We start from the raw sequence: 24,816 nt of genomic DNA, 5'->3' as shown, positions 1-24,816 counted from the left end.
GCGACGGTGACGAGACGCCGTGTGCCCCGCCCCTGTGCACCCATGCGTATTCCGTACGGCGTTCCCGTAGGACCCGCGGCCGTTGTCCGTGCGGTGTTCCGGTGGGCCGGCCGGTCGTGGACGGGGACGCATGGAAGTGCAGGACCGGGAGAGTCGACGCATCAGACACCGACAGCGAGGAGGCAATGGTGAGCGGCATGTGGGATTACCGGAACGCAGTCGGCTACACCCCGGGTCTCGACCTGACCGTTACCGGGTCGAGGCCTCCGACGGCCACATCGGCAAGATCGACAAGCACACGGAGGACGTCGACTCCTCCCACGTGGTCGTCGACACCGGCCCGTGGATCTTCGGCAAGCACGTCCTGCTCCCCGCGGGCACGATCCTGCGGGTCGACACCCGCGAGGAGACGGTGTGGGTGAACCGCACCAAGGACGAGATCAAGAACGCCCCGGAGTTCGACCCCGACAAGCACACCGGCGACACCGGCTACCACGAGGAGCTCGGCGGCTACTACGGCGACCCCCGGCTCTGAGTCCGCGCCACCTGCGGGCCGTGACCTGCGGAGAATCGGCCCCGCACCCCTGCGATCTGCCCGGCGGGTGCGGGGCCGACCCGTGCAACGCGTCGGCCCGGTGACGATCACGGGCTCACCCGACGTACGGCGAGGGCCCCGGTCCCGGCGTACGCCTGTGCGTCCTTCGAGGTGTGCGCCGACCCGGGGCGCGGAACGCTCCCGGTTCGCTTCCGCCTCCGGCGGGCAACCGGAGCGCGAGGGCTCTGCCGGGAGCCGGACGGCCCGTTCCACGGTGAAATCCGAAGGTGCGGTGGCGCGTGCCCGACAGCCGGGCGGCTCCGGCCCGGAACGGGCACGCGACACTGCGAGGCAAGGGGACTGCGGCGGCCCCGTCCTGCCTACCCAGGCCCCGCGGAGCGAGCTGCCGCTCGCGGACTTCCGCTTCTCCCAGGACGAGAACCACGACGCGGTCCAGGAGGTCTCCGACGGGGCCGGCATCTCCTCCGACTGGGTGCCCACGCTCATGGACTACCTGTACATCTCGGTGACTACATATCGGTGACCGACTCCACCGCGTTCAGCCCGACCGACACCATGCCGCTGTCCACCCGGGCCAAGGTGCTGATGAGCATCGAGAGCATCGCCGCGCTCCTCACCTCGCTGCTGGTCATCGCCCGCGCCGTCAGCATCCTGCACTGACCCGCCACCCGGCTGCCCGGGGCAGGAACGCTGCGGCGCGGACCCGGTGCTCGTTCGAGGACGAAGCGAAGGGGCGGGCGCCGGATGTCCCGCCGGAAGGGAAGAGCCACGGACGACATCCCGCAGGGCGGCTCGGACGGAGTGCCGGGCCACCACCTCCTTCCCTTTCCCTGCGCCACCGCGAAGTTCACCTCCGCCGGGCTCTCCCGGGGCCTGCGGGCCGAACTCGCCGGCACCGGCGTCGGCGTGACCGCCGTCCTGCCCGACCTCATACGGACCGGCTCCCACACCGCCGCCCGGTTCCACGGCCGCCCGGGGCAGGCGGCCGGCGCTCCGTCGAGGTCCGGCGTGGAGGGTGCGCACCGCGGCACCGCTCGTGACCGCCATGCCGGCCCCTCCCGCGGGGAGCGCGTGCCTGGCGGGCCCGGCCCGGTCGGTCACTGGTGGGGGATCCTCCCGCACATCAGGTTTCCGGGCTCCGACGGGTCGTCGCTGATCCAGAACTGGCACCACAGCGTGGCGAATTCGGGTCGGCTGAGGTGGCCGTCGCCATCGAGGTCGAGGAGGTCGAAGACCCCGTCGGTGTCCACGTGCTGCCCGTGCCAGGTCTCGACGAGGCGGTGGTGCTCGGCGCGGGAGATGCGGCCGTCCCCGTTCCCGTCCACCGCGTCGAAGATGGTGTCGGCGGTCGCCGCGACGGCCTCGCGCATGCCGGGGAGCCGGTCGACGAGGGTGAGGAGCTCGCTCCGGCTGACCCTGCCGTCGTTGTTCGCGTCGGCGACCTCCAGCAGGCCGCTCCACCAGCCCATGAGGACCGTCTCGACACGGGCGCGCAACTCCGTGCCGTGCTCGACTCCCGGCAGACGGCTCCAGCGGTCCACGAGGGCCTCGAAGTCGTCCCTCCGCAGGTAGCCGTCGCCGTCGGCGTCGAACGCGGTGAACATGTTCTGGATCTTGAGCTGCTGAAACACGCTAGCCATGGAGGAGCTTCTCCCAACGCCGAACCCGCACGCCGTTACGCGTGGCCGTCGATCGGTCACGCTAGGTGATGCCTCGCCTCCGTCGACGGGTTCCCGGGAATTCCTGCCGCACCTCGGCGAGTGGGGTACCGTGCCGCGCCCACGGCCTGCGGCATTTCGTCGGACCGCCCGCGGCGGACAGGTGTCGCCTCGCGGACCCGGGGCAGGTGCGGTCTCGTATTCATCGGGAGAGGAAGGCGACCGACATGCTGGGAAAGAACCGCGACCTGTCCACGCTTGCCGACACCGTCGAACCGGTCGACCGGACCTCCGGCGGTGCGGCAGCCGCTCGGGCCCGGGCGGTGGTCGTCGCCCACGCGCGCGAGCGCGACGACTGCCGGCTGCTCCTCGACATGCTCGGGCTCCGCGAGCCCACGCACTGATCGGGGCGTCGGCGCGCGCGGCCCGCGTCCTCGGCCGGGGCAGCGTTCGGCGGTCGGCTCCTTCCGGCTGCGCAGCGGGCCTGACCTGCATGTTTGGTTCCGTGCCGTCGTGGGCACGCGCGGATCATGTGGCTGATGAGACCGCCCGGGGTGTACCCGGCGCAGGGCGACACGGCACTTCTGGTGGAGAGCCTGCTCGCCGAGCGGATCCGCGCCGGTGTGCGCTGTCTGGACCTCGGCACGGGAAGTGGGGCGGTCGCGCTGGCCGCGGCCCGCCTGGGGGCCGAGGTCACCGCGGTGGACGTGTCCCGGCTCGCCCTCGCGACGGCGTGGGTCAACGGACTGCTGGGTCGGCAGCGGCTCCACGTGCGGCACGGCGACCTCACCCGGCCCGTCCGGCGCCAGGAGTTCGATCTGGTGGTGAGCAACCCCCCGTACGTCCCGGCCGAACGTGCCGGGGCGCCGCGACACGGTCGGGGACGTGCCTGGGACGCCGGCCGGGACGGCCGGCTGCTGCTCGACCGGATCTGCCGGGAGGCGCCGAAGCTGCTGAGCCCCGGGGGCGTACTGCTGGTCGTGCAGTCCTCGCTGGCCGACGTCCGCGCCACCGTCGACGCGATGGAGGACGCCGGACTGCGGGCCGGGGTCGTGGCCCGGCGACGGCAGGTCTTCGGCCCGGTGATGACGGCACGCGCCGACTGGTTCGAGCGCCGCGGGCTGATCGGGCCGGGCGTGCGTGAGGAGGAGCTGGCGGTGGTGCGCGGTGTCCGCGGGCGCTGACCGCACCCCGCGCAGGGTGCAACCGGTGGCGCACGGCCCGGTGCTGGTGGAGGGCCCGGTCGAGATCGTCCTCCCTGACGGTACGACCGTGCGGTCCGACCGGCCGGTGGTGGCGCTGTGCGTGTGCCGGCGCAGCCGGCGGTACCCGTTCTGCGACACCAGCCACCGGCGGCACCGGCCGCCGCCGCCCGCGGACGGACCGGACGGACCGGACGGACCGGACGGACCGGACGGACCAGGCTGGCCGGGCGAGCCGGGGCCGGGAGGGCCGGGGGGCGCGGCGGGATCACCGCCCGGCAGTGAGGGCCCCACCGTGCAGTGAGCTCGCGCCGGAGTCCCACGCCTCGGTGAGAAGGCGGGCGAATCTGGTCTCGGTGAGGGTGCTCGCGGCGATGCCGAAGGCGATGTCGGCCGCCAGCTCCGGCTCCGCCTCCACCATCGGGGCGATGACCTGGTGGCGTACGACCTGCTCGTGAACGGCGTCCGCCTCCACGTGCTCGCGGTAGAACAGCGTGCCCGCCGGGCCCGCACCCAGCCGCTCGAAAGCCGCGGCCAGCCGGGCGGCCCCCGGTGGGGAGCCGATCTCGACGGCGGCGAACTGGCCGATCAGGGCGCCGCGCAGTGCGCGGTGCAGACCGAACATCGACATGAGGTTGACCACGGCGAAGGCCGGGCCGGCCGCCGCGTCCACGTAGTGCCCGTACGTCGGGTCGAGGCCGAAGTCCGCCATCATCTCGCCGAAGAGCCGGGCGTGCGCCCGCTCCGGGTGTCCTGCGCCGTACTCGTCGAACTGGACGGCCATCACCGCGGCACGGGGTGCACCGGTCAGGCGGGGGACGACCCACAGCTGCGGGTCCGCCTCCTTGAGGTGGTAGAGCGAGCGGTGCGCCAGGTACTCGCCCGCCTGCTGGCGGGTGCCGGTGGCGAGCAGCCGGTGCGAAGGGCCGTTCCCGGTCCGGGGCTCGGTGAGGAGGCCCTCCAGCAGGGTGTCGAGCGGCTGCACCAGGGCCTCGGCGCGCAACGCGTCCAGGAAGCGGCGCTCCAGCGCGCCGCGCAGGGACAGCAGCGGGGGCGCCCACTCCCAGCCGGGGTCGACGCCCGTGAAGCCGCGGTAGTGCAGCTCGTAGCAGACGTACAGGGCCAGGTGCAGATCCTCGTCCCACGGGTCCGCGCCGGGATCCGGCACGGGCAGCGGTAGCGCTGCCGGGCCGGGCGGTCCCGCGGTCAGCGAGGCGAGGAGGCCCGAGGAGAGGTCACCTCGGGGCGACGGCAGGACGGGCGTGGTCACGTGATCCTCCAGAGCCCGGCACGCGGCCGTGGGCCCGGCCTGGCCGATCGGGGACAGAAGGGCACGCCGCCCGCGGGCGGGGGTCCTTCGTGCGGCGTCTGCCCGGCTCCCCGCGGGCCCACACCACGACCCGGGCGGCCGGTGGTTCGGCGGCTCCCTCCCGGGTAGGCGCAGCCCGCGGACCGGCCGCCGAGCACCCTGGGGGTACCGATGCCGAACACCGCGAAGATCGTCTACAAGCCGGTCGGCCTCGCCACCGGCCTAGCCGGCGGGGCCCTGGCGAGCCTCGCCTTCCGGAAGCTCTGGGACCGCCTCGGCCCGGAGGGCGACGCCCCGCAGCCCCTGGAACGCGACCACACCTGGCGTGAGGTCCTGATCGCAGCCGCGATCCAGGGACTGATCCTTTCGGTCGTACGCGCCGCCGTGCAGCGCGGCGGCGCGGTGGCCTGGCGCAGGGCCACCGGGACCTGGCCCGGCGAGGACTGACGGTCCCAGGACGCCCGGGCGCGACGGACGATCAGCCGGACGGAGAGGTGTCCCAGACGATCCGCTGGACCACGGAGGCCGAGATCCACGTCTCGGCGGCTCCGTGACCGGTACGGACCCGCACCCACCGACCCGTCACGCGGACGTCCCCGCTGACGTGTGCCGCTGCCGTGTCGGCTCCCGCCACCTCCCCGGGGCGGCAGTGCACGACAGCAGGCATCCACCGGTTCTTGGCCATGGTCCCAGCGTCACCTTCCGTCGGCGCGGCCACCACCCGGCAGGGCCGGGCCGACCGGAGGGGGGAGTGACGGCAGGAGCGGTGGGCAGGCGCCGGGATGACGAACCGAAATGACGAACCGAACGTGCTGCGCGATCGCTCCAGGAGCTGTCCATGTGCCCTCTCACCTCATGTGCCGACCCAAGCCACCACCAGCGACTCCGCTTCGGGCGCACCGGCGGGGCGACCCCCGTCGCCGACGGCGTGGACGCCGTGCGCCGGGCCCTCGCCGACTGGCACCTCGACGTTTCCGGGGAGACGGTCGAGGATGCCGCACTCGTCGCCGCGGAACTCCTGGGAAATGCCGTCCGCCATGCGGGCGGGCCCCGGCGGCTCGACCTCGATCACCGGGGCGACCGCCTGACGATCGCGGTGACGGATTCGAGCCGGGCGCGACCGCAGGCACGCCCGCACGAGGCGGACCGGGTCGGGGGCCACGGGCTGTTCATCGTCGACCGGCTCGCCGTGCGCCGGGGGGACGAGCCGGCGGAGCACGGGAAGACGGTGTGGGCGGAGCTCCTGCTGGAGCCCGGTCACTGAACCGCCGGATGCCTCCCGGCGCCGGGTGACGACTCCACGGCAACACCACGGCGACGGCTCCACGGCGACACCACGGCGACGGCTCTACGGCGGCACCACGGCGACGGCTCTACGGCGGCACCGCGCCCGAACGGTGTCCGGGGCGGCGCGCGGCGTTCCGGCCGGCTTGCACGCCGCCGGCGCCGGGGATCACGGGGTCGGGATCACCAGTAGTGCCGACGTCCGCCGACCTCGTGGCCGAGGAGTCCGAGCACCCACAGGATCAGTCCGACCACGAGCAGGATCACACCGATGGTCCAGAGGAAGCCCAGCCCCGTGACGAGGCCGATGACGAGCAGGATCACTCCGAGGACGATCATGAGAGCTCTCCTTCGAACACCCCTGACCTGCTTCTGCCCGGACGTTCGCATGTCAACCGGCGGTCGGCCGCGGACGGCATCCGCGTCGACGCCGGGCGGGACCGGGTGCGGGTGAGACCCGGGGGCCGGGAGACGCGGCAGCCGGTGGCCGTCTCGGACGGCGGGGAACCAGGCCCCGGGAAGACGGCGTCATCCCGGGACCACGCAAGATCGGGATGAGCTTCGAAGGAGTCCGGCAGATGACGGGAACGGCCACCCGGTACCTCTACCTCGTGCGCCACGGCGAGGCGGTGCCGGACGAAACCGGGCTGTCGGAGAACGGCCGCCGACAGGCGACCCTGCTCGGCCGGCGCCTCCGCGACAGCCCCGTCTCGATCGTGCACCACGGCCCGCTCCCCAGGGCGGCCGAGACCGCACGCCTGATCGGCGAGCAGTTGGCCGGTGTTCCCCTGCAGGTCTCGGACGTCGCCGGGGACTACGTTCCGCACCTGCCGGAACGGGACGAACTGCCGTCCGACTGCGCCGATCACCTCCTGGGCTTCATGGAGCAGTTCACCGCCGAGGAACGCGAACGCGGCCCGGTGCTGGCGCGTCAGGCCCTGGAGCGGTTCACCGGCCCGGTGGCCGGCGAGGAGGAACGGCACGAGCTCGTCGTCACGCACAACTTCCTGGTCGGCTGGCTGGTGCGTCATGCCACGGGCGCCCCCGAGTGGCGCTGGCTCGGCCTCAACCACGGCAACGCCGCCCTGACCGTCATCCGCTACGCGCCCGGCCGGCCGTCATCGGTCCTCTTCTACAACGACATGCGGCATCTGCCTGCCGAACTGCGCTGGACCGGATTTCCTCCCGGACCGCAGGTGTGAGTCCGTCCGCCGCACCCGGCCACGCGGCCCCTTCCGGGCAGCAGGGCGTCTGGAGGAGCAGGACGGGAGACGGCCGGTGGGAGACGGCGGGAGTCAGCGGGAGACGGTCAGGTCGGTGACGAGCCGCAGGAGGCCGGTGAGGCCCGTGTCGGTGAACGCCCGGTGCTGGATCTGGGCGCCGTTGCCCTCACGGAGCAGCCGGTGGAGCGCCGCGGTCGCCTGCCGGGTGTCTCCCGCATCCTCCAGTGCTCGTCCCGTGTGGTCCACCAGCAGGCTGACGATGTCGCCGACCCGGCGGAGCCGTCCGGTGAAGGGGTCGTGGAGTTCGTCGGTGAGGCCGTACCGGGCGGCGTGCCAGGCGGCTCCGGCGAGGCTCTCGGGCTGTCGGTCGGGCATCGGGCGGCCCTCCGTCTCCTCCCGGACGGCGGTCGCGATCAGTGCGCGGACCAGGCCGGCGAGCATGACGGCGTCGTCGGCGCGCATCTGCACGTCCATGGCCCGGACCTCGATCGTCGGGTAGCGGGCGGACAGCCGGGCCTGCCAGTAGATCTGGCCCTCGTCGCGGATCATCCGGCTCTCCCGGAGGGCGAGGACGCGCCGGTCGTAGTCGTCCGGGTCGGCGAACTGCGGGGGGATGCCGGTGACCGGCCAGCGGTTGAACACCACCGTGCGCCAGCTGGCGAAGCCGGTCCCGTCCCCCTCCCACACCGGTGAGTTCGCGGCGAGTGCCACCAGGACGGGCAGCCAGGGGCGCAACCGGTTCAGCGCAGCCACCCGCAGCCGCCGGTCGGGCACGCCCACGTGGACGTGCATGCCGTTGACCAGCTGCTCGTCGGTGAGCCGGGGCGCGTCGGCGTGCATCGCGCGGTAGCGCGCGGAGGGGGTCACCGGTACGGGGACGCGGCCCGTCACCGGGGCGGCGCCGCCGGCCGCCAGCCGGCAGCCGGACGCCTCCGCGGCCTCCCCGAGTGCGTGCCGCATGCGCAGGAGGTGCCCCCCGACCTCCTCCAGCGTGCTGCACACCGGTGTCGCGATCTCGACCTGCGCCTGGAGGAGTTCGTGCTGGACCTCCCCGGGGTCCAGGGCGGACTGGAGCCGCGCCGCCCCGAGCACCTGCTCCGCGCGGGCGGCAGGCAGTCCGGTCAGCGGGTCGACGAGCAGGTACTCCTCCTCGACGCCGACGCTGAGCAGGGGGCCTCCCGACTGCCGGCGGCCGGGGGTGGTGACCGGCGCTCCGGCGCCCGGAGGTTCGTCTCGGCTCATGCCGCACGGTTACCCCTCCCGGTGCTCCCGAACCGAGGTCCGCGGCCGTTTCCGCGGGCTTGCCGATGCGGCCGGGTGCCGACCGCGGCGGGGGTGACCGTCGGTGCGGTCCGGGGCAACGCTCGGCGTCCGGTTGCACCCGGTTGCGCTCGATCACGTCCGGCCGCGTCCGGCTCGCTCGGTCACGTCCGGGGGCAGCCGGTTTCACCCCCGCCCGCCAGACCCGGTCTCCCCGTTCGGACGAACGCCGGTCCTCCTTCTCGACGGGGCACCTGCCCTGCTGCGACGCCGCCACGGCCGGCACCGGACCGGTGCCGCCACCGTCCCCGTCCTGTGCAGGGTGCGGCCTGTGCGCCCGTCGTCGGCCGCCAGGGGCCCGGGTCGGCCCTGGCCCGCGGATCCGCATCCCCGCGGCCGGGCGGGCCGCAACCTGCTCGGACCGGCGGCGGACCGATGCGTCCAAGTGGCCGTCACCGGGTGCGGTGCGGATGCTTGCAGCGTGTGGTCGATCGGCCACGAACCGGTTCCTGCTGTTCGAAGGAGTTCTGACTGTGGCCCGTCCCATGTCCACGGACCCGTCCCCACTACCGGACGCCTGCCCCTCACCCCCGGCTGTCACGGACGAGCGACCCGGCGGCCTGGCGGTGGTGGTCCTCGACGCGGCGGCCGCCAGCCGCCCCGCCCACGAGGTCGCGGAACTGCTGCACCTGCTGGCCGGCCACACCTTCCCCGGTGCGGACACCGCCGTGCGGGCCGCGGCGGTCCTGCGACCGGTCGCCGAGGTGGCGGAACTCGTCGCGGCACTGGACGCCGACGGCCCGGCCGTCGACCTGGTGACCACCGAGGCCGTGCTCCGGCGCCCGGTCGGCGAGGTGGTGCAGCTCGCCGGTCTGCTGGCCCGGAGCGCCCCGGATCCGTTGGGCCGCGCACTCGCCCGGGCGGCACTGCTGCGGCCCGTGGCGGAGGTCGCGGAGATGGCCCGTGCGCTTCCCTCCAACGGGCCGCGGCCGGAAACTGCACCGGTCGAGGCGCCCTTCCCCTCCGAGGCCGAGGCGAAGCCCTTCCTCGGCCGTGCGCTGCGCTGGTCGACCGCCGCCGCCAGGGGTTGACCGTGGCGGCCGGGCCACCAGGCCCGGCCGCCCGTCCTCGGCAGGCCCGCCCGCCCGGCCTGCCCGGGCCGCGCCGCCGTCCGGTCGAGGTCCCCGGGTCCGTGACGGCGGCCCGTACGGTCGGGAACACGCGGGCAGGCGACCGACACGACCGAAACGGCCGGCACCACGTCGCGGAGGCCGGGGTGAAGGAGCGCCGCGAGAACCGCTGACCGCCGCCGGCCGGTGCGGTCGAGGTGGCAGCCGGACTCGGCGGCACCGGCCACGGCGCCCTGGTGCACCGCATCACGCAGGTGACCGACGACATCGGCATCGGCATCGGCATCGGCGGGTACACCCTGCTGTCCCTCCCGGTGTGAGCCCTCCCGGTGTGAGTCCGCCCGGCGGGCCGGGGCAGCGGGCGGATCAGCTGAAGGAGCGCCGGTAGGCCTGGGGGCTGACACCGGTGGTGCGTCTGAAGCGGTCACGGAAGGCCGTGGGCGAGCCGAAGCCCACCTGGGCGCCGATGCGTTCGACGGAGTGCCGGGTGGATTCGAGGAGGTGCTGGGCCCGGCGGATGCGGGCGCGGTGCAGCCACTGGAGCGGGGTGGTGCCGGTCTGCTCACGGAACCGCCGGATCAGTGTCCGCGGGCTGACCCCGGCCCGGGCGGCGATGTCGGCGAGGGTGAGCTCGCGGCCCAGGTTGTCGCGGAGCCAGACGAGCAGGGGTTCGAGTTCGGAGCCCTTCGGGGTGGGCGTGTGGTCGTGGACGATGAACTGCGCCTGGCCGCCCTCGCGTTCGAGGGGCACGACGGACAGCCGTGCCGCGTCGGCGGCGACCGCGGAGCCGTAGTCGCGGCGGATCATGTGCAGGCACAGGTCCAGGCCGGCGGCGGCGCCCGCCGAGGTCAGGATCTGCCCGTTGTCGACGTAGAGGACGTCCGGGTCGACCTCGACGGCCGGACGGGCGGCGGCCAGGGCGTCGGCCGCGATCCAGTGCGTGGTGGCGCGCAGACCGTCGAGGAGGCCGGTGGCGGCCAGCGGGAAGGCACCGGAGCAGATGGAGGCGATCCGGGTGCCGTTCGCGGCGGCCGCGTGCAGCGCGTCGTGGACGGCCGTACCGAGCGGCGCCATGGGGTCGGCGGTGCCGGGCACGATGATCGTGTCGGCGCCGGCGAGGCCGTCCAGACCCCAGGGCGCGCGCAGGGTGAACGCGCCCGCGTCGATCTCCGGTCGCTCGGCGCACACGCGGAGCCGGTAGCCGGGGCGGCCGTCGGGGAGACGGGTGCGGGTGAAGACCTCGATCGGGGTGGACAGGTCGAAGGGGATCACCTGGTCGAGGGCGAGGACGGCGACGGTGTGCACGGCAGGAACATACCCGGCCGCGGGGGCGCAGGACCGCCGCCCGGGGGCCGGCGGCCTGCGCAGGCCCAGATCGGAGCCGGTGCCCGAGGGGGTGGCGATATTCCGTCGGAACCTGTCACCGACGCCACTGGGAGGGCGGCCGGCCGGCTCGTAACGTCGGGGGCGAACCGGCCCGAGCCGGAACCGCCGCACCCGGAGGAAGCCCCGCATGCACGCCCAGATCGTCCTCTTCGACGGATTCGATCCGCTCGACGTCATCGCCCCCTACGAGGTGCTGCACGCCGGCGGCGCCGCATCCGGCGGCGGGGTGAGTGTCGAGCTGGTGTCCGCCGAGGGGCCGCGGGAGGTGGTCGGCGGCACCGGCGGACTGGCGCTGCGGGCGACCGCCGCCCTGGACCCCCTGCGCGCGGGACTGGTCCTGGTGCCCGGCGCCTCGGGCCGTGTCGGAGACCCCGGCGGGACACCCGGCGCCGAGGCCGGACCCGGCGGAGGGACGCAGGACGAACTCGTCCCCGTGCTGCTGGGCCGCACCCTGGACACCGGGCTGCCCGCGCTGATGCGGACGGCGATGGACAACCCGGAGGTGACGGTCGGCACCGTGTGCGGGGGATCGCTCGTCCTGGCCATGGCCGGCCTGCTGGAGGGCCGCCATGCCACCACCCACCACCTGGGACTGGACGTGCTCGACGCCACCGGGGCCCACGCGGTCGCCGCGCGCGTCGTCGACGACGGCGACCTCGTCAGCGGCGCCGGAGTCACCTCCGGACTCGACCTGGCGCTGTACCTGCTGGAACGCGAGATCGGCCCCCGGATCGCGCACGCCGTCGAGGGGCTGTTCGCCCACGAGCGCCGCGGCACCGTCTGGCACGCCCGGGGCCCGCAGCCCGCCGCCTTCTGACCGCGGCACCCCACGAACACCCTTTCGACCCGCCCCGTCAACCGTGAACCATGAACCGTGAACCATGAACCGTGAGGAAGAGCATCAGCATGTCCGTCGAAGGCACCTGGGACCTGACCGTCGCGACACCCGTCGGCACGATCGCGGCGGTGGTCGAACTGCGCCGCCAGGACGGTGTCCTGACCGGGGCGGCGCACGGAGCGGGGGAGGAGGTGCCGCTCGCCGACGTCGCCCTCGACGGCGATCTGCTCAGCTGGAAGCAGGCCGTCACCCGGCCGATACGGCTCAACCTGACCTTCACCACGACGGTCGACGGCGACAGCCTGACCGGCACCTCCCGGGCGGGACGGCTGCCCGCCTCCAGGGTCACCGGCCGGCGCCGGACGCAGCCGGGCGAGGACCGCTGACCATGACGAAGATCCTGCCCTCCCCGCACGTCCTGGCCGCTGTCCTGACGACCACCCGCCCCGGCTCCACCGCGGGCGGGGAACGGCGGACTACGCGGACGGCAGGGCGCCGAGGTCCGCGCCGGTGTCCTCGGCGTCCGCGGTGTCCTCGGCGGGGATGACGTGGACGGCCGCCTCCTCCGCGCCGGCCGCCCCGGCGTCGATCCCCACGTCGGTGCCCCACAGCTCCTTCTCCGTGTCACCGTGGGCCCCCTCGTCGGGAGCCACCAGACGGCCCGCCCGCGCGTCCCCGACCTCGCGGTCGCGCGGCTCGCCGGCGCCGCCGGACAGGTCACCGATGCCGTCCCCGGCGTCCTCGCCGACGTCCGGCACCTCCTGGGCGAGCCGCTGGTCGAGCGTCTCACCCTCGTGCTGCTCCGCCGCGGTGGTCCCCGGCCGGTCGACCCCGAGCGGCCGCTCGGGTGGCGAGTGGCCCTCGTCCAGGACGTCGTCGTAGTCGCGTTCGTCCAGCGCGTTCTCCAGGTCGGGCGGGGTCGCGTCCGCGGGTTCCCCGCCGTCCGGCTGGTGGACGTCGTCCCCCGTGTCGCCGCTGCTCATGGTCCGTCCCTCCGTGCAGGTCCACACGGCCCGGAATCTCCGGACGGTACGCGCCTACCCGGTATCGGCCGTCGAACCGTCCGCCGTCGAACCGTCCGTCGCTCGCCGCCCGCGCGGCCCGGGCCGTCCGCCGACTGCCCGGTCCTGCGGATCCCGGCGTGCGATCCGTGGGGGCCGGTCGTTGACGGGGTGTGACTGATGCTGCGGACGAGGGGCCGATGCTGTGGGCGCTGGCGGTGCGGGAGACGGAGGACGGGGGCGTCGTCGCGGAGGTGATCGTCGAGGCCGGCGAGGGCCACTACGGGGCGCTGGCGGTGGACGCGTGGGAGAGCGGGTTCGTCGTGGCGGCGGGGGAGGTGCCGGTGACGACCGGAGCCGTCCAGGTCCGCAGGGGGAGGTTCGAGCGCCTGGTGCTGGTCGGCGGGAGACAGGTGTGGGAGCCGCAGCCCGCGCTCGCGGTGTCGCCGCGCTGGCTGTCGGCCGCCGAGAGAGGTGAGGTGCTGGTGACCATGGTGCTGCCCGGCACCTGGCCGCCGGACCTCGCGGAACTCCCGCCCGACCGGCGGGCAGAAGCCTTCGAGGACCGCCTGGAGATCGCACAGGAGAACGGGACGGTGCTGCAGGGCGTGGTCGGCGTCGATCTGGCATGACGGGCCTGTCTGCCGCGATGGGCGTAGGTCGCCCTCCTCGCGGAGGGGAGGCCCGCGTGCGTGTTCTCAGCGCCGGGTCCTGTCGTCGTCCTCCTCTTCGTCCTGCTCGTCCTCCTCGTCCTCGTACTCCTCCTCGTCCTCGGGCTCGAAGTCCTCCTCCTCGTCCTCGTACTCCTCGTCGCCGTCCTCGGGCTCCTGCCCCTCGTCGTCGTCCTCGTACTCCTGTTCCTCGTCGTCCCCGGGTTCCTCGTCGGCGTCCTCGTCGTCGCTCCCGGCGTCCTCGTAGTCGTCCTCGTAGCCGTCCTCTTCCTCGTCCTGGCCCTCCTGTTCCTGGGCGGCTTCCTCCTCCTCGACGGCTTCGTCATGGGTCTTGACGACCTCGCCGTCGCGGATCTCGCCGCGCCAGCCCTCGGCCTCGTCGTTGGTGAGGGTGACGTAGCGCTGGAAGTTCTTGAAGTCCAGGCGCAGGCGCCGGCCCTGGGCGCGCCAGATGTTGCCGGTCTTCTCGAAGAATCCCGCCGGGTAGTACTCGACGACGAGGACGATGCGGGTGAGGGTCGGAGTGAGTTCGTGGAAGCTCACCGCACCGCGGGTGCTGCCCTTGGCGCCTTCCGACGTCCACACGATGCGCTCGTCCGGGATCTGCTCCTGGACGGTCGCCTTGAAGCTGCGCTTGGACGGTCCGACCTTGACCTTCCAGTCGGTGGTGACCTCGTCGCCCTGGGAGACGCTCTGCACGCCCTTGGCGAAGCCGCTGAAGTCCTCGTACTTCGTCCAGTGGTCGTAGGCGGTGCGCAGGGGCACGCCGACGTCGAGCACCTCGATCATGTTCATCGGCTTCTTGCCGGACTTCCGCCCGGGCTTGCCACCGCCGCCGAACGCCCCCTTGACCTTGTCGACGACGTTGTCCTTGATGCTCTTCGCCTTCTCGCCGAGGAACGCCTTGGCCGGCGAGTCGCCCTGGAGCACGCGGGCGCCGACCTTCGGCAGCACGCCCCCGTTCTCGGCCACCTCTCCGAGCTGACCCGTCAGGTCGGACACCTTGTCGCCGGCCTTCTCGACCAGGTGCTCCATCTGGGCGCCCAGGTAGTGGACGGCTTCCTCACGCAGCTTGTCGAAACCCGAGGTGTCGGGCGACGACTGCTTCTCCTCCGTGGCCATGACCTACCTCCCGCGGGTGGAGCGCGTGGAGGGCTTGCCCGTCGTGGTCTTCTTGGCCGCGCTCTTCTTCGCTGCGGCCTTCTTCGCCGGTGCGGCCGCCTTCGGGCCCGTGGTCTTCTTGGCCGCGCTCTTCGCCGGGGTGTCACGGCTCGTCGAGCGTTTGGCGGGGGGAGCGGTCTTCGCCGGGGCCTTCTTGGCGGCGGTGGACGCCTTCTTGGCGGGGGCCGCGGCCTTCTTCGCCGGCTTGCGTCCGGGGGAGGGCTTGGTGGCGGACCGGGGAGCCGTCCGTGAGGTACGCCCGCCCGACCCTTCACCGCCTGCCGTGCTGCGGCGTCGCGGAGCGCGTTTCCGGCGCGGTTCCTCCTCCGGCTCCTCGTCGGTCTCCTCCTCCCCTTCCTCGGCCTCCTCCTCGGGTTCGCCGTCGTCCGCTTCCTCGCCCTCGCCCTCGCCCTCGCCCTCGTCCTCCGGCTCCTCCGGCTCCTCCTGGTCCTCCGGCTCCTCCCCGGACTCCTCCCACTCCTCCTCGTCCTCGTCCGCCTCCTCGGGCTCGGGCTTGGGCTTGCCGACGTTGAGGGTGCGCTCACGCAGGGAGTCGGCGAGCTCCCCGACGCGCCGGTTGGCCGCGGCGACCACCGCGCGTTTGCCCGCTTCCATCAACTCCCCCTTGACCTGCTCGTTGAGCTCCGCGACCTGGGGCACCTCACCGAGCTTCCGGAGCCCCTCGGTGGCGAGTTGACGCGGATCCAGCCCGAACCGCCGTCCGGCCAGGTAGGTCGCGACGGCGAAGGCGAGCCGTCCCTTCTTCGTGCGCCCGAGTACGTATCCGCCGGCGACCGCGGCCGCCAGGGCGACTTTGGCGGTGTCCTTCATGAGATAGGTCCCTTCGGCATGTGCCCCTTCTCGACGGACGGGCGCCGCACAGAGAGGCACGGGCGGTGCCGTGGCCTGGCCCGCGGAGCACCGGTGCGCCCCGCGTCGGGGAGGGCCCGCCGGGGCCGGGGGACGCAGCGTCACCCGCGCGGAGGGGCAACCCGGTACGTCGCGCCGCGCTCACGCCGTGACGCCTCGTCACGCTCACCCTGCGCGGGTGCTCACGGCGGGCCGGGCCACGGCGAACGAGCAAGACCGGCGGGGCACCGTACTGCGCGCCCGTACCACCAGTCTGGCAGTCAACCCGGCAAGCGCACGTGGGGCGCGGGATCGTGCACGGCAAGCCGGTTCGCGCAAGCAGGACACCTCCACGGCCCGGGCCCGCAGGCCGTGGAACGGCCCGGGACGCCCGGGTGCGCGGCCGATCCCCCGGGGGGAGGATGGGTGGGCAGCACGAAGCACAGTGCCCGTGGGTGCAACCCGCAACTTCTCCGAGCCCGGAGCAGGCAGATGGTCGCAGGCAGAGAGGGCGGCGCCGGACCACGCAGAGCTGCCCCGAAGCGTGCACCCGATGCGGACGGGGCCCCCCGCCGTCCGGCACCGCGCAGGCGACGCGTCTCGGCCCCGGACGCGATGCGCAACGCTGCCGAGCAGCTCGCCCAACTCCTCGGCCGGCAACCGGAGTCCGTGTCGGCGCTGAAGCCGACCGAGGAGGGCTGGCAGGCCGATGTCGAGGTGATGGAACTGGAACGGATACCGGATACGACGAGCGTGCTCGCCAGCTATCGCGTCACGCTCGACGAGGAGGGCGAACTCCTCGCCTACGAGCGGGTCCGCCGCTACAGCCGGGGGCAGATCGACCGTCCGACCTGACTCGTCCGGGTTCCCGGGGGCACGTGCCGTCCCGATGGGCCGGCTTCCCGGCTTCCCGGCGTCCCGGTGGGTCGGCGAAGGGAGGCACCATGACCGTGGTGCCGCAAGGCCAAGCCGGCGTCTCCCGCGGCGGGAGCACCGGAAGTCTCTACGACATCCTCGAACTGATCCTGGACCGCGGCCTGGTGATCGACGTCTTCATCCGGGTCTCCCTGGTCGGCATCGAGATCCTCAAGATCGACATCCGGATCGTCGTCGCCAGCGTCGACACCTACCTGCGGTTCGCCGAGGCATGCAACCGTCTCGACCTGGAAGCCGGTCGCAAGGCTCCGACACAGCTCACCGACATCGTCGGGGAGGTCACCGAGGGCGGGGCGCGGGGCAAGAGCAAGGGCGCGCTCTCGGGCGCCGTGGAAGCGGTGGCCGACACCCTCCACCTGGGCGACCACGGTGACGAGGAGGAGCAGAAGGAGCCCGCTCCCAAGCGCGAACGGCCGACCCGCAGGCCCACCCGGCGCCGGGAGGAATGACGTGCCCGTCTACGTGTACTCCGTCACCGCTGCCGACCACCCCCTGCGCCTGGACGGCCTCGACGGGGTGGGCGCGCCTCCCTCGCCCCTGCGCACCGTCCGCTCAGGGCCCCTGTGCGCGACGGTCAGCGACGCCCCGGCCGACCTGCGGCCCAAACGCCGCGACCTCGCCGCACACCAGGGCGTCCAGGAACGGCTCATGGCCGACGGCACCGTCCTGCCCCTGCAGTTCGGCCTCACCGCCCCCGACGACGACGCGGTGCGGGAGGCCCTCGACCAGCGCCGCGAGGAGTACCTGCAACGGCTCACCGCCCTGGAGGGCTGCGCGGAGTACCACCTGAAGGCGTCCGTCGAGGAGGACTCCCTCCTGCGGGAGATCCTGCGGGATTCCGCCGAGGCCCGGCGGCTCAACGACGACATCACCGGCGGCAACCGCAGCCCCGACCTGCCGCTGGCCCTCGGTGAGATCGTCGCCCAGGAGGTCGGGGCCCGCCACTACGCGCTCGCCACCGGCATCACCGAGGCCCTTCGGCCCCACGCCCGCCAGGACGTGGTCTCCGAGCCGACCGGCCAGGACTTCCTGAACGTCTCCTTCCTCGTCGACCACGAGCACCGGGAGCTCTTCCTCGCCGCGGAGAAGGGCCTCGCCGCCGAACTCGGCGACGACTTCGACCTCCGGCTGCACGGCCCCCTGCCCGCCTACAGCTTCGTGTGAGAGAGGAGGAAGCCGTGGGCCTGCTCACCCAGATCCTCACCCTCCCGCTGGCTCCGGTGCGCGGCACCGTCTGGGTGCTGGAACGCGTCGTGGAGACCGCGGAGAACGAGTACTACGACCCCGGACCCGTCGAACGGGAACTCGCGGCGCTGGAGAAGGCGCTGCTGGCCGGCGAGATCGACGACGAGACGTTCGACCGGCGGGAGGACGAACTCCTCGACCGGCTCGACGAGATCAGGGCCTACCGGCAGCAGTCCGGCACCTGACCGCACGCACCGCAGCACCCGGCTGACCGCACACCGCACGCACCGCACGCATCGCACGCATCGCACGCACCGCAGCACCCGGCCCCGGAAGGAGGCGACGACGCCGTGACCGAACCCGTCGCCGGCCGGCTCGGCTCCTTCCCCTCCCGCTCCGCACCACCGACGGGCCAGTCGTCGGCAAGCCTTGCCGACATCCTCGAACGCGTGCTCGACAAGGGCATCGTCATCGCCGGGGACATCCAGATCAACCTCCTCGACATCGAACTGCTCACCATCAAGCTGCGCCTGCTGATCGCCTCCGTCGACAAGGCCAAGGAGATGGGCATCGACTGGTGGGAGCACGATCCGTCACTCTCCTCCCGGGCGGGGAGCAGCCCGGCGCTGGAGGAGGAGAACCGGCGCCTCCGCGAACAGATCGAAGAACTGCGCGCCGGAGCCGCCCTGCCACCTGCCGAGGACACCGCCGATCCGGTCGAACGGCCTGCCCGGACGAAGCGCACGCCGCCCCGCGCCCGCCCCACCGATCGGGACCGGCCGTGACGGCCCCGCGCCTCGTCTACGCCTACGCCGTGGCGCGGCACACCGACGCGCTGCAGCAGGCCGTCGCCCCGCTCGTCGGGGTGGCCGCCGCACCCGTGGGGCTCGTACGGCCCACCCGCGGCCGCGACCCGGTGGCGGTCACGGGCCCGGTGCCCGCCGGCGACTTCGGCGAGGACGCCCTCCGTGCCCACCTCGAAGAGCTCCCGTGGCTGGAGACGCTCGCCCGCACCCACCACGCGGTGGTCGAAGCGGTCGCCCGGCACACCACCGTCCTGCCGCTGCGCCTGGCCACGGTGTACCTCGACGATGCGCGGGTGCGTTCCGTGCTCGACGACCGCCAGGACACGTTCCTCGCCCGCCTCGCCGAGCTGGCCGGCCGGGTGGAGTGGGGCGTGAAGCTCTACGTCGACGACGCGGCCCTCCAGGCACCGTCCACCCCGGACGACATCAGTCCCGGCCGTGCCTACCTCCTCCGCCGCCGCGCCGAGCAGCACCATCGGCAGGACGCCTACGAGGCGGCCCGGACGGCTGTCGGGCGGGTCGACGCCGCTGCCGGACCGCACGCCGTCGACCGTGTCCGCCACCGCGTGCAGCAGGGGGAGCTCGCCGCGGGGCCCGGCACCAACGTCGCCAACGACGCCTACCTGGTGCCCGAGGAACACGCCGAGGCCTTCCGGGCCGACGTCCTGCGGTCCGCCGAGGGCCTGCCCGGCGTGCGGATCGTCATCACCGGGCCCTGGGCCCCCTACTCCTTCGCCGGGCTTGAGCAGGGCGCGGCGCAGCCGAACGAACAGCACGGCGTGCGCCCGGCCGAGGGGCCCGCGTCATGAGGGCGGCCGACGGTCTCCCGGCCGGCCCCGACGACGGGCCTCTGCCGCAGCGGCAGGTCGCCCTCGTCGACCTGCTGGACCGCCTGCTCGGCAGCGGCGTCGTCCTGACCGGGGACGTCGTCCTGTCCATCGCCGACATCGACCTCGTCCGTGTCTCCCTGCGAGCGCTCGTCGTCTCCGTCACCGAGCAGAACCCCGTCCCCTGGGCGACGGCCGCCGGGCCCGGGCGCGAACCCGGACCGCCATGACCGGCGACGCCCGCCACCCGGACCGCTTCGGCGAGATCGCCGAGGCGGCCGGCCGCGCCTTCCACCTGCTGCCGGCCACCTCAGGGGACACCCGTTCGTCCGCTCTCCCCGCATCCGGGCATCCGCCGCGCAGGATCACCACCTCCCCGGACACCGTCGAACGTGACCTCATGAAGCTGGTCCTCACCGTCGTGGAGCTCCTGCGGCAGCTCATGGAACGGCAGGCGGTCCGCCGGGTCGAGTCCGGCGGCCTCACCGAGGAGCAGGAGGAGAACCTGGGGGTCACCCTCATGACGCTCCACGACCGCATGACCGAACTCTGCACCCGCTACGGCCTGACCCCCCAGGACCTCAACCTCGACCTCGGACCGCTCGGACCACTGCTGCCGCCACCGCCCGACTGACCGGCGGCAGTTCGGGGCGGCGCCCCGTCCGGGCGACGTAGCATGACTGCTGTCCCGGCCGCAGCATGAAGTGAGGCATCCCGTGCACACCGATCCGACGTCCGGGACGGCCCTGCCCGGTGCCTCCGTGCGGCTTCGTCCCGCGACGGGGCGGGACGCCGATTTCCTGGCGGACGTCCTGCTGGAGGCGTTCAACTGGAACGGGGGGCGGTTCACTTCGGCGGAGATGCTGCGGATGCCGCACATCGCGCACTACGTCACCGGCTGGCCCCGGGCGGGCGACTTCGGCGTGGTCGCCGAGGACGACGCGGGCCGGCCGATCGGCGCCGGCTGGGCGCGGACCTTCCCGGCCGACGATCCGGGCTACGGCCACGTCGCCCCCGACGTACCGGAGTTGACTCTCGGTGTGCTCCCCGGGCACCGCGGGCGCGGTGTCGGGAGTGCCCTGCTGGACGCGCTGGTGGAGCTGGCGGCCCGGTCCTCCGTCGGCCTCCTGAGCCTCAGCGTGGAGGACGGCAACCCGGCCGTCCGCCTCTACGCCGCCCGCGGCTTCACCGTGGTCGGACGCGAGGGGGAGTCGGACACGATGCTGCTGCGGCTCGCCGGGGCGCCCTCGGGGCGCCTGGAAGCCTGAGCGGAACCCGTCCTCCCTGTTCTCCCTGTCCGGCCTGTCCGCCCTGTCCTCCCCGAGCGGTTCGACGTCCCGCTCCCGCCTGCCGGGCCCGCCGCTCCCGCCTGCCGTGCCTCCGCCGTGCCTCCGCCGTGCCCCCGCCGTGCCTCCGCCGGTCCGGGAGGCCGTGCCCGAGCATCCTTTCGACAACTCGTCCGCCCTGCGTGGAGACTGTGTGCATGGATGCGTGGAGCAGGCACCGTGTGAGGGTCGCGGGTCGGGGCGAGGGGCCGGTGCTGGTGCTGGCGCACGGGTTCGGGTGTGATCAGAACATGTGGCGGCTGGTGCTGCCGGCGCTGGCGGAGCGGTTCAGGGTGGTGCTGTTCGACCACGTCGGTGCGGGCGGGGGGCAGGCCCCGGGGTGGAGCGAGGAGCGGTACTCCTCGCTCGACGGCTACGTGGACGACGTCCTGGAGATCCTGGCGGAGGAGGACCTGCGGGACGTGGTGTTCGTCGGGCATTCGGTCAGCGCCTCCGTGGGGGTGCTGGCGGCGGTGCGGGAGCCGGAGCGCTTCGCGAAGCTGGTGCTGCTCAACCCCTCCCCGCGGTTCGTCGACGAGGACGGCTACCGCGGCGGGTTCAGCCAGGACGACATCGAGGAGCTGCTGGAGTCGCTGGAGAGCAACTACCTGGGCTGGTCGGCGGCGATGGCCCCGGTCATCATGGGCAACGAGGACCGCCCCGAGCTGGGCCGGGAGCTGACCGGCAGTTTCTGCCGGATGGACCCGAAGATCGCCCGGGTGTTCGCCCGGGCCACGTTCCTGTCCGACAACCGCGCCGACCTGGCGCGCGTCACGGTGCCCACCCTGGTGCTGGACTGTGCGCACGACGCCATCGCGCCGCCCGAGGTCGGCGCGTTCGTCCACGCGCAGATCCCCGGCAGCCGCCGCGTGACGCTGGACGCCACCGGGCACTGCCCCCAGCTCAGCGCGCCCGGGGCCACCGCGGCCGCCATCCGCGCGTTCGCCGGTGAACCGCTGTGATGGTCCGCATCGAGGAGCCGTCGGAGGGCGGCCCCGGCGCGGACGGCCCCGGCGGGACGGCGGCGTTCACGGCGCTGCTGGAGGACAGCGCCGACGACCTGTACGAGAACGCGCCGTGCGGCTACCTGTCCACCCTCATGGACGGCACGCTCGCCAAGATCAACACCACCCTGCTGGACTGGCTCGGCCACACCCGCGAGGACCTGGTCGGGCGCCGCCGCTTCTCCGACCTGCTCACCGTCGGCGGCAGGCTCTACCACGAGACGCACTTCGCGCCCCTGCTCGCGATGCAGGGCGAGATCGGCGGGGTGGCCCTGGAACTGAAGGCCGCCGACGGCACACGCCTGCCCGTCCTGGTCACCTCCACCGTCAAGAAGGCGGACGACGGGCAGCCGCTGCTGATCCGCACCACCCTCTTCGACGCCCGCGACCGCCGTGCCTACGAGACGGAACTCCTGCGCGCCCGGCAGGAGGCCGACACGCTGCGCGAGGCCGCCGAGCAGGCCCGCCGGGAGGCGGAGGAACTCCACCGCGAGGCCGAGCAGGCCCGCGACGAGGCCCAGGCCGCGGCCCGGCTGGTGGAGGTGGAACGCGACCGCCTGCGCGTCCTCACGACGACCCTGCAGCGCACCCTGCTGCCCCCGGCGCTTCCCGCCGTCGCCGGTCTGCAGGTGGCGGCCCGCTACCACGTGGCCTCCGCCGACGAGGTGGGCGGTGACTTCTACGACCTCTTCCCCCTCGCGGACGGCCGGTGGGCGTTCTTCCTCGGCGACGTGTGCGGCAAGGGCGCACTCGCCGCTGCCGTCACCTCCCTGGTGCGCTACACCCTGCGCGCCGCCGCCGTCCACGACAGCGACCCCGCCGCGGTCCTGGGCAGCCTCAACACCCTCATGCAGAACACCTACCACGGCCTGGACGCCCGGTTCTGCACCGTCGTCTACGGCCTCCTCACCCCCGACCCGCACCGCGCCGCCACCCACCGCGGCGGTGGCTTCACGCTGACGCTCGCCAGCGGCGGCCACCCGCCTGCACTGCTCCTGCGCGCGGACGGCACCGCCACGTACGAGACGACCCCCGGCGGCCAGCTGATCGGTGTCGTCCCCGACGTCCACATCGCGACCACCACCTTCCGCCTCGGCCCCGGCGACACGCTCCTGCTCTACACCGACGGCCTCACCGAGGCCCATACGGCGGACGGCGCCCGCTACAGCGACGACGCCCTCCTGGAGCACGCCGCCCACCTCGCCCCCACCACCGCACCCGCACTCCTCGATTCCCTCACCGAGCTGCTCTCCGGCTTCGGCGCCGGTGTCGACGACGACACGGCGCTCGTCGCGCTGGGCGTCCCGATCAGCAGCGAAGGCCTCCGATGACCGATCTCAGCATCGCCGTCGGCACCACCGGATGCGGGGCGGTCATGACGATCGGCGGCGACCTCGACTTCCACAGCGCCCCCCGCGTCCGCGACGCCCTGGCCGTCCTCCACCTCGAACCGGGACAGCTGCTCGTCCTCGACCTCACCGGCCTCACCTTCTGCGACTCCTCCGGCATCAGCATCCTCGTGAGCGCCCGCAACCACACCCACGGCCTCCGCGCCGACACCGTGCTCGCCGCCGTCCCCGCCCACGTCAGCCGCATCCTGCAGACCGTCGGACTGGACCGGATCCTCTCCCAGTACCCCGACGTCCCGGCAGCCACGGCCTCCTGGACCGCACCCGGCACCTGACGGCCCCCACCGGCACCGGCCCCCAGCAGCACCGGCCCCCAGCAGCACCGGCCCTCCCACCGCCGGCACCGGCGCCCGTCGGCGACCGCGCCCGCGGGCGGAAAACAACGGAACCCGGGCGGCGCGACCGGCTACCATCCTGGTGTGGCCGTCGTAGCGATCTCTCGCCGATTTACCGGCCCCCCGGCCCCCGAAGGGCGCCGCAGGGGTCGGATCTCGCCACGTCTCCGGAGCTGAGCCGGCCGATCCCACCGTGCGGCCAGGCCCAGGGGCTGGGGGGTTCTCGAACCCGTCACCGCTCCTGGCCAGGAGGCCGACATGCCTGCCCACCTCTCCACCGAACAGCTCGCCCGTGACCTGTCCGTCCGGGACCTCACCGACCCTGCCGCCGGACCGCACGCCCTGCAGCTCGTCCTCGACCGCGCCGTCGACGCGCTGGCGGAGCGCTGGGGCTGCGAAGTCCGCCTGTACCGCGGTGAGCGCACCGTCACCGTCGAGGACAACTACGACAACCTCGGCTACCCCGCGGACGACGTCACGCGCGAGGCCCGCTACACGCGCTACGTCGACGACCGCAACATGCTGCGCAGCCACTCCAGCGCGCTGGTCCCGGCCGCGCTGCGTGCGCTGGCCGCGGACCCGGTCGACGACGTGCTCCTGGTCTGCCCCGGCCTGGTCCACCGTCGCGACAGCATCGACCGCCTGCACACCGGCACCCCTCACCAGCTCGACCTGTGGCGCATCACCCGCCGCCCGGCCCCGACGACCACCACGGACCTGGACGAGATGGTCACGACACTCGTCGACGGCCTCCTTCCCGGCGCGAGGCACCGCCACGAGGACCGCGTCCACCCGTACACCCTCGCCGGCCGCCAGGTGGACGTCGATCGTGACGGTGACTGGATCGAAGTGGCGGAGTGCGGCCTGGCGCACCCGCAGGTGCTCGGGCGGGCCGGCCTCGACGCCTCGTGGAGCGGCCTCGCGCTCGGCATGGGGCTCGACCGGATGCTGATGCTGCTCAAGGGCATCCCGGACATCCGCATCCTGCGCTCGGCCGAACCCTCCGTCGCCGCCCAGATGACCGACCTGGCTCCCTACCGGCCCGTGTCCGCCATGCCCCCCGTCCGCCGGGACCTCTCCGTGGCCGTCGACCGGGACGACGTGGCCGAGGACCTCGGCGACCGGGTCCGCGACGCCCTCGGGCCGGACGCCGACTGCGTGGAGACCGTCGGGATCCTCGCCGAGACGCCGTGCACCGAACTCCCGCCGCAGGCACTGGAACGGCTCGGAGCCCGCCCGGAGCAGAAGAACGTCCTCCTCACGGTGGTCCTGCGGCACCTGGACCGCACCCTCACCGACCACGACGCCAACCTGCTGCGCGACCGCATCTACGCCGCCGTCCACCAGGGCAGCGCCCACCAGTGGGCCACGGACGGCTGACGGGAACGGGCCGACCCGGTGCGGTGCGGTGCGCCCGGTGCACCGCACCGCACGCGGCGCCGCCGCCCCGGACGGTTCTGC

The 24,816-nt window shown here is 73.7% G+C and carries 34 protein-coding genes; 26 read left to right on the top strand and 8 right to left on the bottom strand.

The genetic code is table 11. From position 1 onward, the window contains the following. The first annotated feature begins 199 nt into the window (after positions 1–199). Positions 200–535, top strand: coding sequence for a PRC-barrel domain containing protein (locus SNE206_RS19185; protein WP_407914638.1), 336 nt, complete (start codon positions 200–202; stop codon positions 533–535). A 540-nt stretch (positions 536–1,075) separates the two neighbouring features. Further along, positions 1,076–1,216, top strand: coding sequence for a hypothetical protein (locus SNE206_RS19180; protein ID WP_407914637.1), 141 nt, complete (start codon positions 1,076–1,078; stop codon positions 1,214–1,216). A gap of 437 nt (positions 1,217–1,653) precedes the next feature. Here the strand turns inward: SNE206_RS19180 and SNE206_RS19175 are convergent, their stop codons facing one another. Next, positions 1,654–2,196 carry an EF-hand domain-containing protein gene (locus SNE206_RS19175; protein WP_407914636.1) on the bottom strand — a complete coding sequence of 181 codons (543 nt, stop codon included), beginning with the start codon at positions 2,194–2,196 and terminating at the stop codon, positions 1,654–1,656. Positions 2,197–2,441: 245 nt separating this feature from the next. Here SNE206_RS19175 and SNE206_RS19170 point away from each other — a divergent pair, with 245 nt between their 5' ends. From SNE206_RS19170 to SNE206_RS19160, 3 genes are all read left to right on the top strand, one after another. Continuing rightward, on the top strand, positions 2,442–2,618 hold the full coding sequence (locus tag SNE206_RS19170; protein WP_407914635.1) for a hypothetical protein: 177 nt from the start codon (positions 2,442–2,444) through the stop codon (positions 2,616–2,618). Between the two features lie 135 nt (positions 2,619–2,753). After that, on the top strand, positions 2,754–3,398 hold the full coding sequence (locus SNE206_RS19165) for a HemK2/MTQ2 family protein methyltransferase (protein ID WP_407914634.1): 645 nt from the start codon (positions 2,754–2,756) through the stop codon (positions 3,396–3,398). Then, positions 3,355–3,720, top strand: a complete 366-nt coding sequence (locus tag SNE206_RS19160) for a CDGSH iron-sulfur domain-containing protein (protein WP_407914633.1) — start codon at positions 3,355–3,357, stop codon at positions 3,718–3,720. Before SNE206_RS19165 ends, SNE206_RS19160 begins: the two co-directional genes overlap by 44 nt. Here SNE206_RS19160 and SNE206_RS19155 read toward each other — a convergent pair. Beyond that, entirely contained in the window at positions 3,685–4,686 is a 1,002-nt protein-coding gene (locus SNE206_RS19155; RefSeq protein ID WP_407914632.1) for an iron-containing redox enzyme family protein, read from the bottom strand. The two genes, SNE206_RS19160 and SNE206_RS19155, sit on opposite strands and share 36 nt — an antisense overlap. A gap of 210 nt (positions 4,687–4,896) precedes the next feature. Between SNE206_RS19155 and SNE206_RS19150 the strand changes: the two genes are divergently transcribed. Continuing rightward, a complete protein-coding gene (locus tag SNE206_RS19150) occupies positions 4,897–5,172 on the top strand; it encodes a DUF4235 domain-containing protein (RefSeq protein ID WP_407914631.1) in 276 nt (91 codons plus the stop codon). Positions 5,173–5,563: 391 nt separating this feature from the next. Beyond that, positions 5,564–5,989, top strand: coding sequence for an ATP-binding protein (locus SNE206_RS19145; protein WP_407914630.1), 426 nt, complete (start codon positions 5,564–5,566; stop codon positions 5,987–5,989). Between the two features lie 203 nt (positions 5,990–6,192). Here SNE206_RS19145 and SNE206_RS19140 read toward each other — a convergent pair whose 3' ends face one another. Next, positions 6,193–6,348, bottom strand: a complete 156-nt coding sequence (locus tag SNE206_RS19140; protein WP_407914629.1) for a DUF6131 family protein — start codon at positions 6,346–6,348, stop codon at positions 6,193–6,195. 239 nt (positions 6,349–6,587) lie between these two features. Between SNE206_RS19140 and SNE206_RS19135 the strand changes: the two genes are divergently transcribed. Beyond that, positions 6,588–7,211, top strand: a complete 624-nt coding sequence (locus tag SNE206_RS19135; RefSeq protein WP_407914628.1) for a histidine phosphatase family protein — start codon at positions 6,588–6,590, stop codon at positions 7,209–7,211. 93 nt (positions 7,212–7,304) lie between these two features. Here the strand turns inward: SNE206_RS19135 and SNE206_RS19130 are convergent, their stop codons facing one another. Beyond that, on the bottom strand, positions 7,305–8,474 hold the full coding sequence (locus tag SNE206_RS19130) for a glutamate--cysteine ligase (RefSeq protein WP_407914627.1): 1,170 nt from the start codon (positions 8,472–8,474) through the stop codon (positions 7,305–7,307). A gap of 551 nt (positions 8,475–9,025) precedes the next feature. Between SNE206_RS19130 and SNE206_RS19125 the strand changes: the two genes are divergently transcribed. Beyond that, the gene (locus SNE206_RS19125) at positions 9,026–9,583 is read left to right on the top strand and encodes a hypothetical protein (protein ID WP_407914626.1); all 558 of its coding nucleotides are present in this window, start codon (positions 9,026–9,028) and stop codon (positions 9,581–9,583) included. A gap of 236 nt (positions 9,584–9,819) precedes the next feature. Then, complete coding sequence (locus SNE206_RS19120) at positions 9,820–9,942, top strand: hypothetical protein (RefSeq protein ID WP_407914625.1); 123 nt, start codon at positions 9,820–9,822, stop codon at positions 9,940–9,942. A gap of 46 nt (positions 9,943–9,988) precedes the next feature. Here SNE206_RS19120 and SNE206_RS19115 read toward each other — a convergent pair whose 3' ends face one another. Then, complete coding sequence (locus SNE206_RS19115; protein WP_407914624.1) at positions 9,989–10,927, bottom strand: GlxA family transcriptional regulator; 939 nt, start codon at positions 10,925–10,927, stop codon at positions 9,989–9,991. A gap of 208 nt (positions 10,928–11,135) precedes the next feature. On the opposite strand from SNE206_RS19115, the gene SNE206_RS19110 reads away from it, so the two are divergent. After that, on the top strand, positions 11,136–11,825 hold the full coding sequence (locus tag SNE206_RS19110; protein ID WP_407914623.1) for a DJ-1/PfpI family protein: 690 nt from the start codon (positions 11,136–11,138) through the stop codon (positions 11,823–11,825). An 89-nt stretch (positions 11,826–11,914) separates the two neighbouring features. After that, positions 11,915–12,232 carry a hypothetical protein gene (locus SNE206_RS19105; protein WP_407914622.1) on the top strand — a complete coding sequence of 106 codons (318 nt, stop codon included), beginning with the start codon at positions 11,915–11,917 and terminating at the stop codon, positions 12,230–12,232. Between the two features lie 90 nt (positions 12,233–12,322). Here the strand turns inward: SNE206_RS19105 and SNE206_RS19100 are convergent, their stop codons facing one another. Further along, positions 12,323–12,829, bottom strand: coding sequence for a DUF5709 domain-containing protein (locus SNE206_RS19100; RefSeq protein ID WP_407914621.1), 507 nt, complete (start codon positions 12,827–12,829; stop codon positions 12,323–12,325). 191 nt (positions 12,830–13,020) lie between these two features. On the opposite strand from SNE206_RS19100, the gene SNE206_RS19095 reads away from it, so the two are divergent. Then, complete coding sequence (locus tag SNE206_RS19095; RefSeq protein WP_407914620.1) at positions 13,021–13,479, top strand: hypothetical protein; 459 nt, start codon at positions 13,021–13,023, stop codon at positions 13,477–13,479. Positions 13,480–13,545: 66 nt separating this feature from the next. Here SNE206_RS19095 and SNE206_RS19090 read toward each other — a convergent pair whose 3' ends face one another. Further along, complete coding sequence (locus SNE206_RS19090) at positions 13,546–14,640, bottom strand: SRPBCC family protein (RefSeq protein WP_407914619.1); 1,095 nt, start codon at positions 14,638–14,640, stop codon at positions 13,546–13,548. A 3-nt stretch (positions 14,641–14,643) separates the two neighbouring features. Next, complete coding sequence (locus SNE206_RS19085) at positions 14,644–15,510, bottom strand: histone protein (protein WP_407914618.1); 867 nt, start codon at positions 15,508–15,510, stop codon at positions 14,644–14,646. Between the two features lie 510 nt (positions 15,511–16,020). Between SNE206_RS19085 and SNE206_RS19080 the strand changes: the two genes are divergently transcribed. The 13 genes from SNE206_RS19080 to SNE206_RS19020 all read left to right on the top strand — a co-directional run bounded on the left by SNE206_RS19080 (position 16,021) and on the right by SNE206_RS19020 (position 24,735). Beyond that, the gene (locus tag SNE206_RS19080; protein WP_407914617.1) at positions 16,021–16,383 is read left to right on the top strand and encodes a gas vesicle protein; all 363 of its coding nucleotides are present in this window, start codon (positions 16,021–16,023) and stop codon (positions 16,381–16,383) included. 89 nt (positions 16,384–16,472) lie between these two features. Beyond that, on the top strand, positions 16,473–16,913 hold the full coding sequence (locus SNE206_RS19075; protein WP_407914616.1) for a gas vesicle structural protein GvpA: 441 nt from the start codon (positions 16,473–16,475) through the stop codon (positions 16,911–16,913). Between the two features lies 1 nt (position 16,914). Continuing rightward, positions 16,915–17,628: a GvpL/GvpF family gas vesicle protein gene (locus tag SNE206_RS19070; protein ID WP_407914615.1), complete on the top strand. Its 714-nt coding sequence runs from the start codon at positions 16,915–16,917 to the stop codon at positions 17,626–17,628. A gap of 14 nt (positions 17,629–17,642) precedes the next feature. Further along, positions 17,643–17,894 (top strand): gas vesicle protein GvpG, encoded by a 252-nt coding sequence (locus SNE206_RS19065; RefSeq protein WP_407914614.1) that lies wholly within the window; start codon positions 17,643–17,645, stop codon positions 17,892–17,894. A 105-nt stretch (positions 17,895–17,999) separates the two neighbouring features. Beyond that, positions 18,000–18,434 (top strand): gas vesicle protein GvpJ, encoded by a 435-nt coding sequence (gene gvpJ / locus SNE206_RS19060; protein ID WP_407914613.1) that lies wholly within the window; start codon positions 18,000–18,002, stop codon positions 18,432–18,434. Then, positions 18,431–19,264, top strand: coding sequence for a GvpL/GvpF family gas vesicle protein (locus SNE206_RS19055; protein WP_407914612.1), 834 nt, complete (start codon positions 18,431–18,433; stop codon positions 19,262–19,264). Before gvpJ ends, SNE206_RS19055 begins: the two co-directional genes overlap by 4 nt. Continuing rightward, on the top strand, positions 19,261–19,512 hold the full coding sequence (locus SNE206_RS19050) for a gas vesicle protein (protein WP_407914611.1): 252 nt from the start codon (positions 19,261–19,263) through the stop codon (positions 19,510–19,512). The genes SNE206_RS19055 and SNE206_RS19050 overlap by 4 nt, the downstream gene beginning before the upstream one ends. Next, positions 19,509–19,916: a gas vesicle protein K gene (locus SNE206_RS19045; RefSeq protein WP_407914610.1), complete on the top strand. Its 408-nt coding sequence runs from the start codon at positions 19,509–19,511 to the stop codon at positions 19,914–19,916. The genes SNE206_RS19050 and SNE206_RS19045 overlap by 4 nt, the downstream gene beginning before the upstream one ends. A gap of 82 nt (positions 19,917–19,998) precedes the next feature. Then, on the top strand, positions 19,999–20,550 hold the full coding sequence (locus SNE206_RS19040) for an N-acetyltransferase family protein (protein WP_407914609.1): 552 nt from the start codon (positions 19,999–20,001) through the stop codon (positions 20,548–20,550). A gap of 215 nt (positions 20,551–20,765) precedes the next feature. Next, entirely contained in the window at positions 20,766–21,569 is an 804-nt protein-coding gene (locus SNE206_RS19035; protein ID WP_407914608.1) for an alpha/beta fold hydrolase, read from the top strand. Next, on the top strand, positions 21,569–22,942 hold the full coding sequence (locus SNE206_RS19030) for a PP2C family protein-serine/threonine phosphatase (protein ID WP_407914607.1): 1,374 nt from the start codon (positions 21,569–21,571) through the stop codon (positions 22,940–22,942). Before SNE206_RS19035 ends, SNE206_RS19030 begins: the two co-directional genes overlap by 1 nt. Beyond that, positions 22,939–23,295 (top strand): STAS domain-containing protein, encoded by a 357-nt coding sequence (locus SNE206_RS19025; RefSeq protein ID WP_407914606.1) that lies wholly within the window; start codon positions 22,939–22,941, stop codon positions 23,293–23,295. The genes SNE206_RS19030 and SNE206_RS19025 overlap by 4 nt, the downstream gene beginning before the upstream one ends. A gap of 318 nt (positions 23,296–23,613) precedes the next feature. Then, complete coding sequence (locus tag SNE206_RS19020) at positions 23,614–24,735, top strand: hypothetical protein (RefSeq protein WP_407914605.1); 1,122 nt, start codon at positions 23,614–23,616, stop codon at positions 24,733–24,735. Positions 24,736–24,816 lie beyond the last annotated feature (81 nt).

This window comes from Kitasatospora sp. NE20-6 (genome assembly GCF_045862635.1).
The sequence above is the reverse complement of the archived record's forward strand: the minus strand, read 5'-3'. Positions and strand labels throughout refer to the sequence as shown.

What these genes read in the sequence shown, in the direction of transcription:
- SNE206_RS19175 (WP_407914636.1), bottom strand. Translation starts at nt 2,196, where the DNA reads ATGGCTAGCGTGTTTCAGCAGCTCAAGATCCAGAACATGTTCACCGCG.
- SNE206_RS19170 (WP_407914635.1), top strand. Translation starts at nt 2,442, where the DNA reads ATGCTGGGAAAGAACCGCGACCTGTCCACGCTTGCCGACACCGTCGAA.
- SNE206_RS19165 (WP_407914634.1), top strand. Translation starts at nt 2,754, where the DNA reads ATGAGACCGCCCGGGGTGTACCCGGCGCAGGGCGACACGGCACTTCTG.
- SNE206_RS19150 (WP_407914631.1), top strand. Translation starts at nt 4,897, where the DNA reads ATGCCGAACACCGCGAAGATCGTCTACAAGCCGGTCGGCCTCGCCACC.
- SNE206_RS19145 (WP_407914630.1), top strand. Translation starts at nt 5,564, where the DNA reads ATGTGCCCTCTCACCTCATGTGCCGACCCAAGCCACCACCAGCGACTC.
- SNE206_RS19140 (WP_407914629.1), bottom strand. Translation starts at nt 6,348, where the DNA reads ATGATCGTCCTCGGAGTGATCCTGCTCGTCATCGGCCTCGTCACGGGG.
- SNE206_RS19135 (WP_407914628.1), top strand. Translation starts at nt 6,588, where the DNA reads ATGACGGGAACGGCCACCCGGTACCTCTACCTCGTGCGCCACGGCGAG.
- SNE206_RS19130 (WP_407914627.1), bottom strand. Translation starts at nt 8,474, where the DNA reads ATGAGCCGAGACGAACCTCCGGGCGCCGGAGCGCCGGTCACCACCCCC.
- SNE206_RS19110 (WP_407914623.1), top strand. Translation starts at nt 11,136, where the DNA reads ATGCACGCCCAGATCGTCCTCTTCGACGGATTCGATCCGCTCGACGTC.
- SNE206_RS19105 (WP_407914622.1), top strand. Translation starts at nt 11,915, where the DNA reads ATGTCCGTCGAAGGCACCTGGGACCTGACCGTCGCGACACCCGTCGGC.
- SNE206_RS19100 (WP_407914621.1), bottom strand. Translation starts at nt 12,829, where the DNA reads ATGAGCAGCGGCGACACGGGGGACGACGTCCACCAGCCGGACGGCGGG.
- SNE206_RS19090 (WP_407914619.1), bottom strand. Translation starts at nt 14,640, where the DNA reads ATGGCCACGGAGGAGAAGCAGTCGTCGCCCGACACCTCGGGTTTCGAC.
- SNE206_RS19085 (WP_407914618.1), bottom strand. Translation starts at nt 15,510, where the DNA reads ATGAAGGACACCGCCAAAGTCGCCCTGGCGGCCGCGGTCGCCGGCGGA.
- SNE206_RS19080 (WP_407914617.1), top strand. Translation starts at nt 16,021, where the DNA reads ATGGTCGCAGGCAGAGAGGGCGGCGCCGGACCACGCAGAGCTGCCCCG.
- SNE206_RS19075 (WP_407914616.1), top strand. Translation starts at nt 16,473, where the DNA reads ATGACCGTGGTGCCGCAAGGCCAAGCCGGCGTCTCCCGCGGCGGGAGC.
- SNE206_RS19050 (WP_407914611.1), top strand. Translation starts at nt 19,261, where the DNA reads ATGAGGGCGGCCGACGGTCTCCCGGCCGGCCCCGACGACGGGCCTCTG.
- SNE206_RS19045 (WP_407914610.1), top strand. Translation starts at nt 19,509, where the DNA reads ATGACCGGCGACGCCCGCCACCCGGACCGCTTCGGCGAGATCGCCGAG.
- SNE206_RS19035 (WP_407914608.1), top strand. Translation starts at nt 20,766, where the DNA reads ATGGATGCGTGGAGCAGGCACCGTGTGAGGGTCGCGGGTCGGGGCGAG.
- SNE206_RS19030 (WP_407914607.1), top strand. Translation starts at nt 21,569, where the DNA reads ATGGTCCGCATCGAGGAGCCGTCGGAGGGCGGCCCCGGCGCGGACGGC.
- SNE206_RS19025 (WP_407914606.1), top strand. Translation starts at nt 22,939, where the DNA reads ATGACCGATCTCAGCATCGCCGTCGGCACCACCGGATGCGGGGCGGTC.
- SNE206_RS19020 (WP_407914605.1), top strand. Translation starts at nt 23,614, where the DNA reads ATGCCTGCCCACCTCTCCACCGAACAGCTCGCCCGTGACCTGTCCGTC.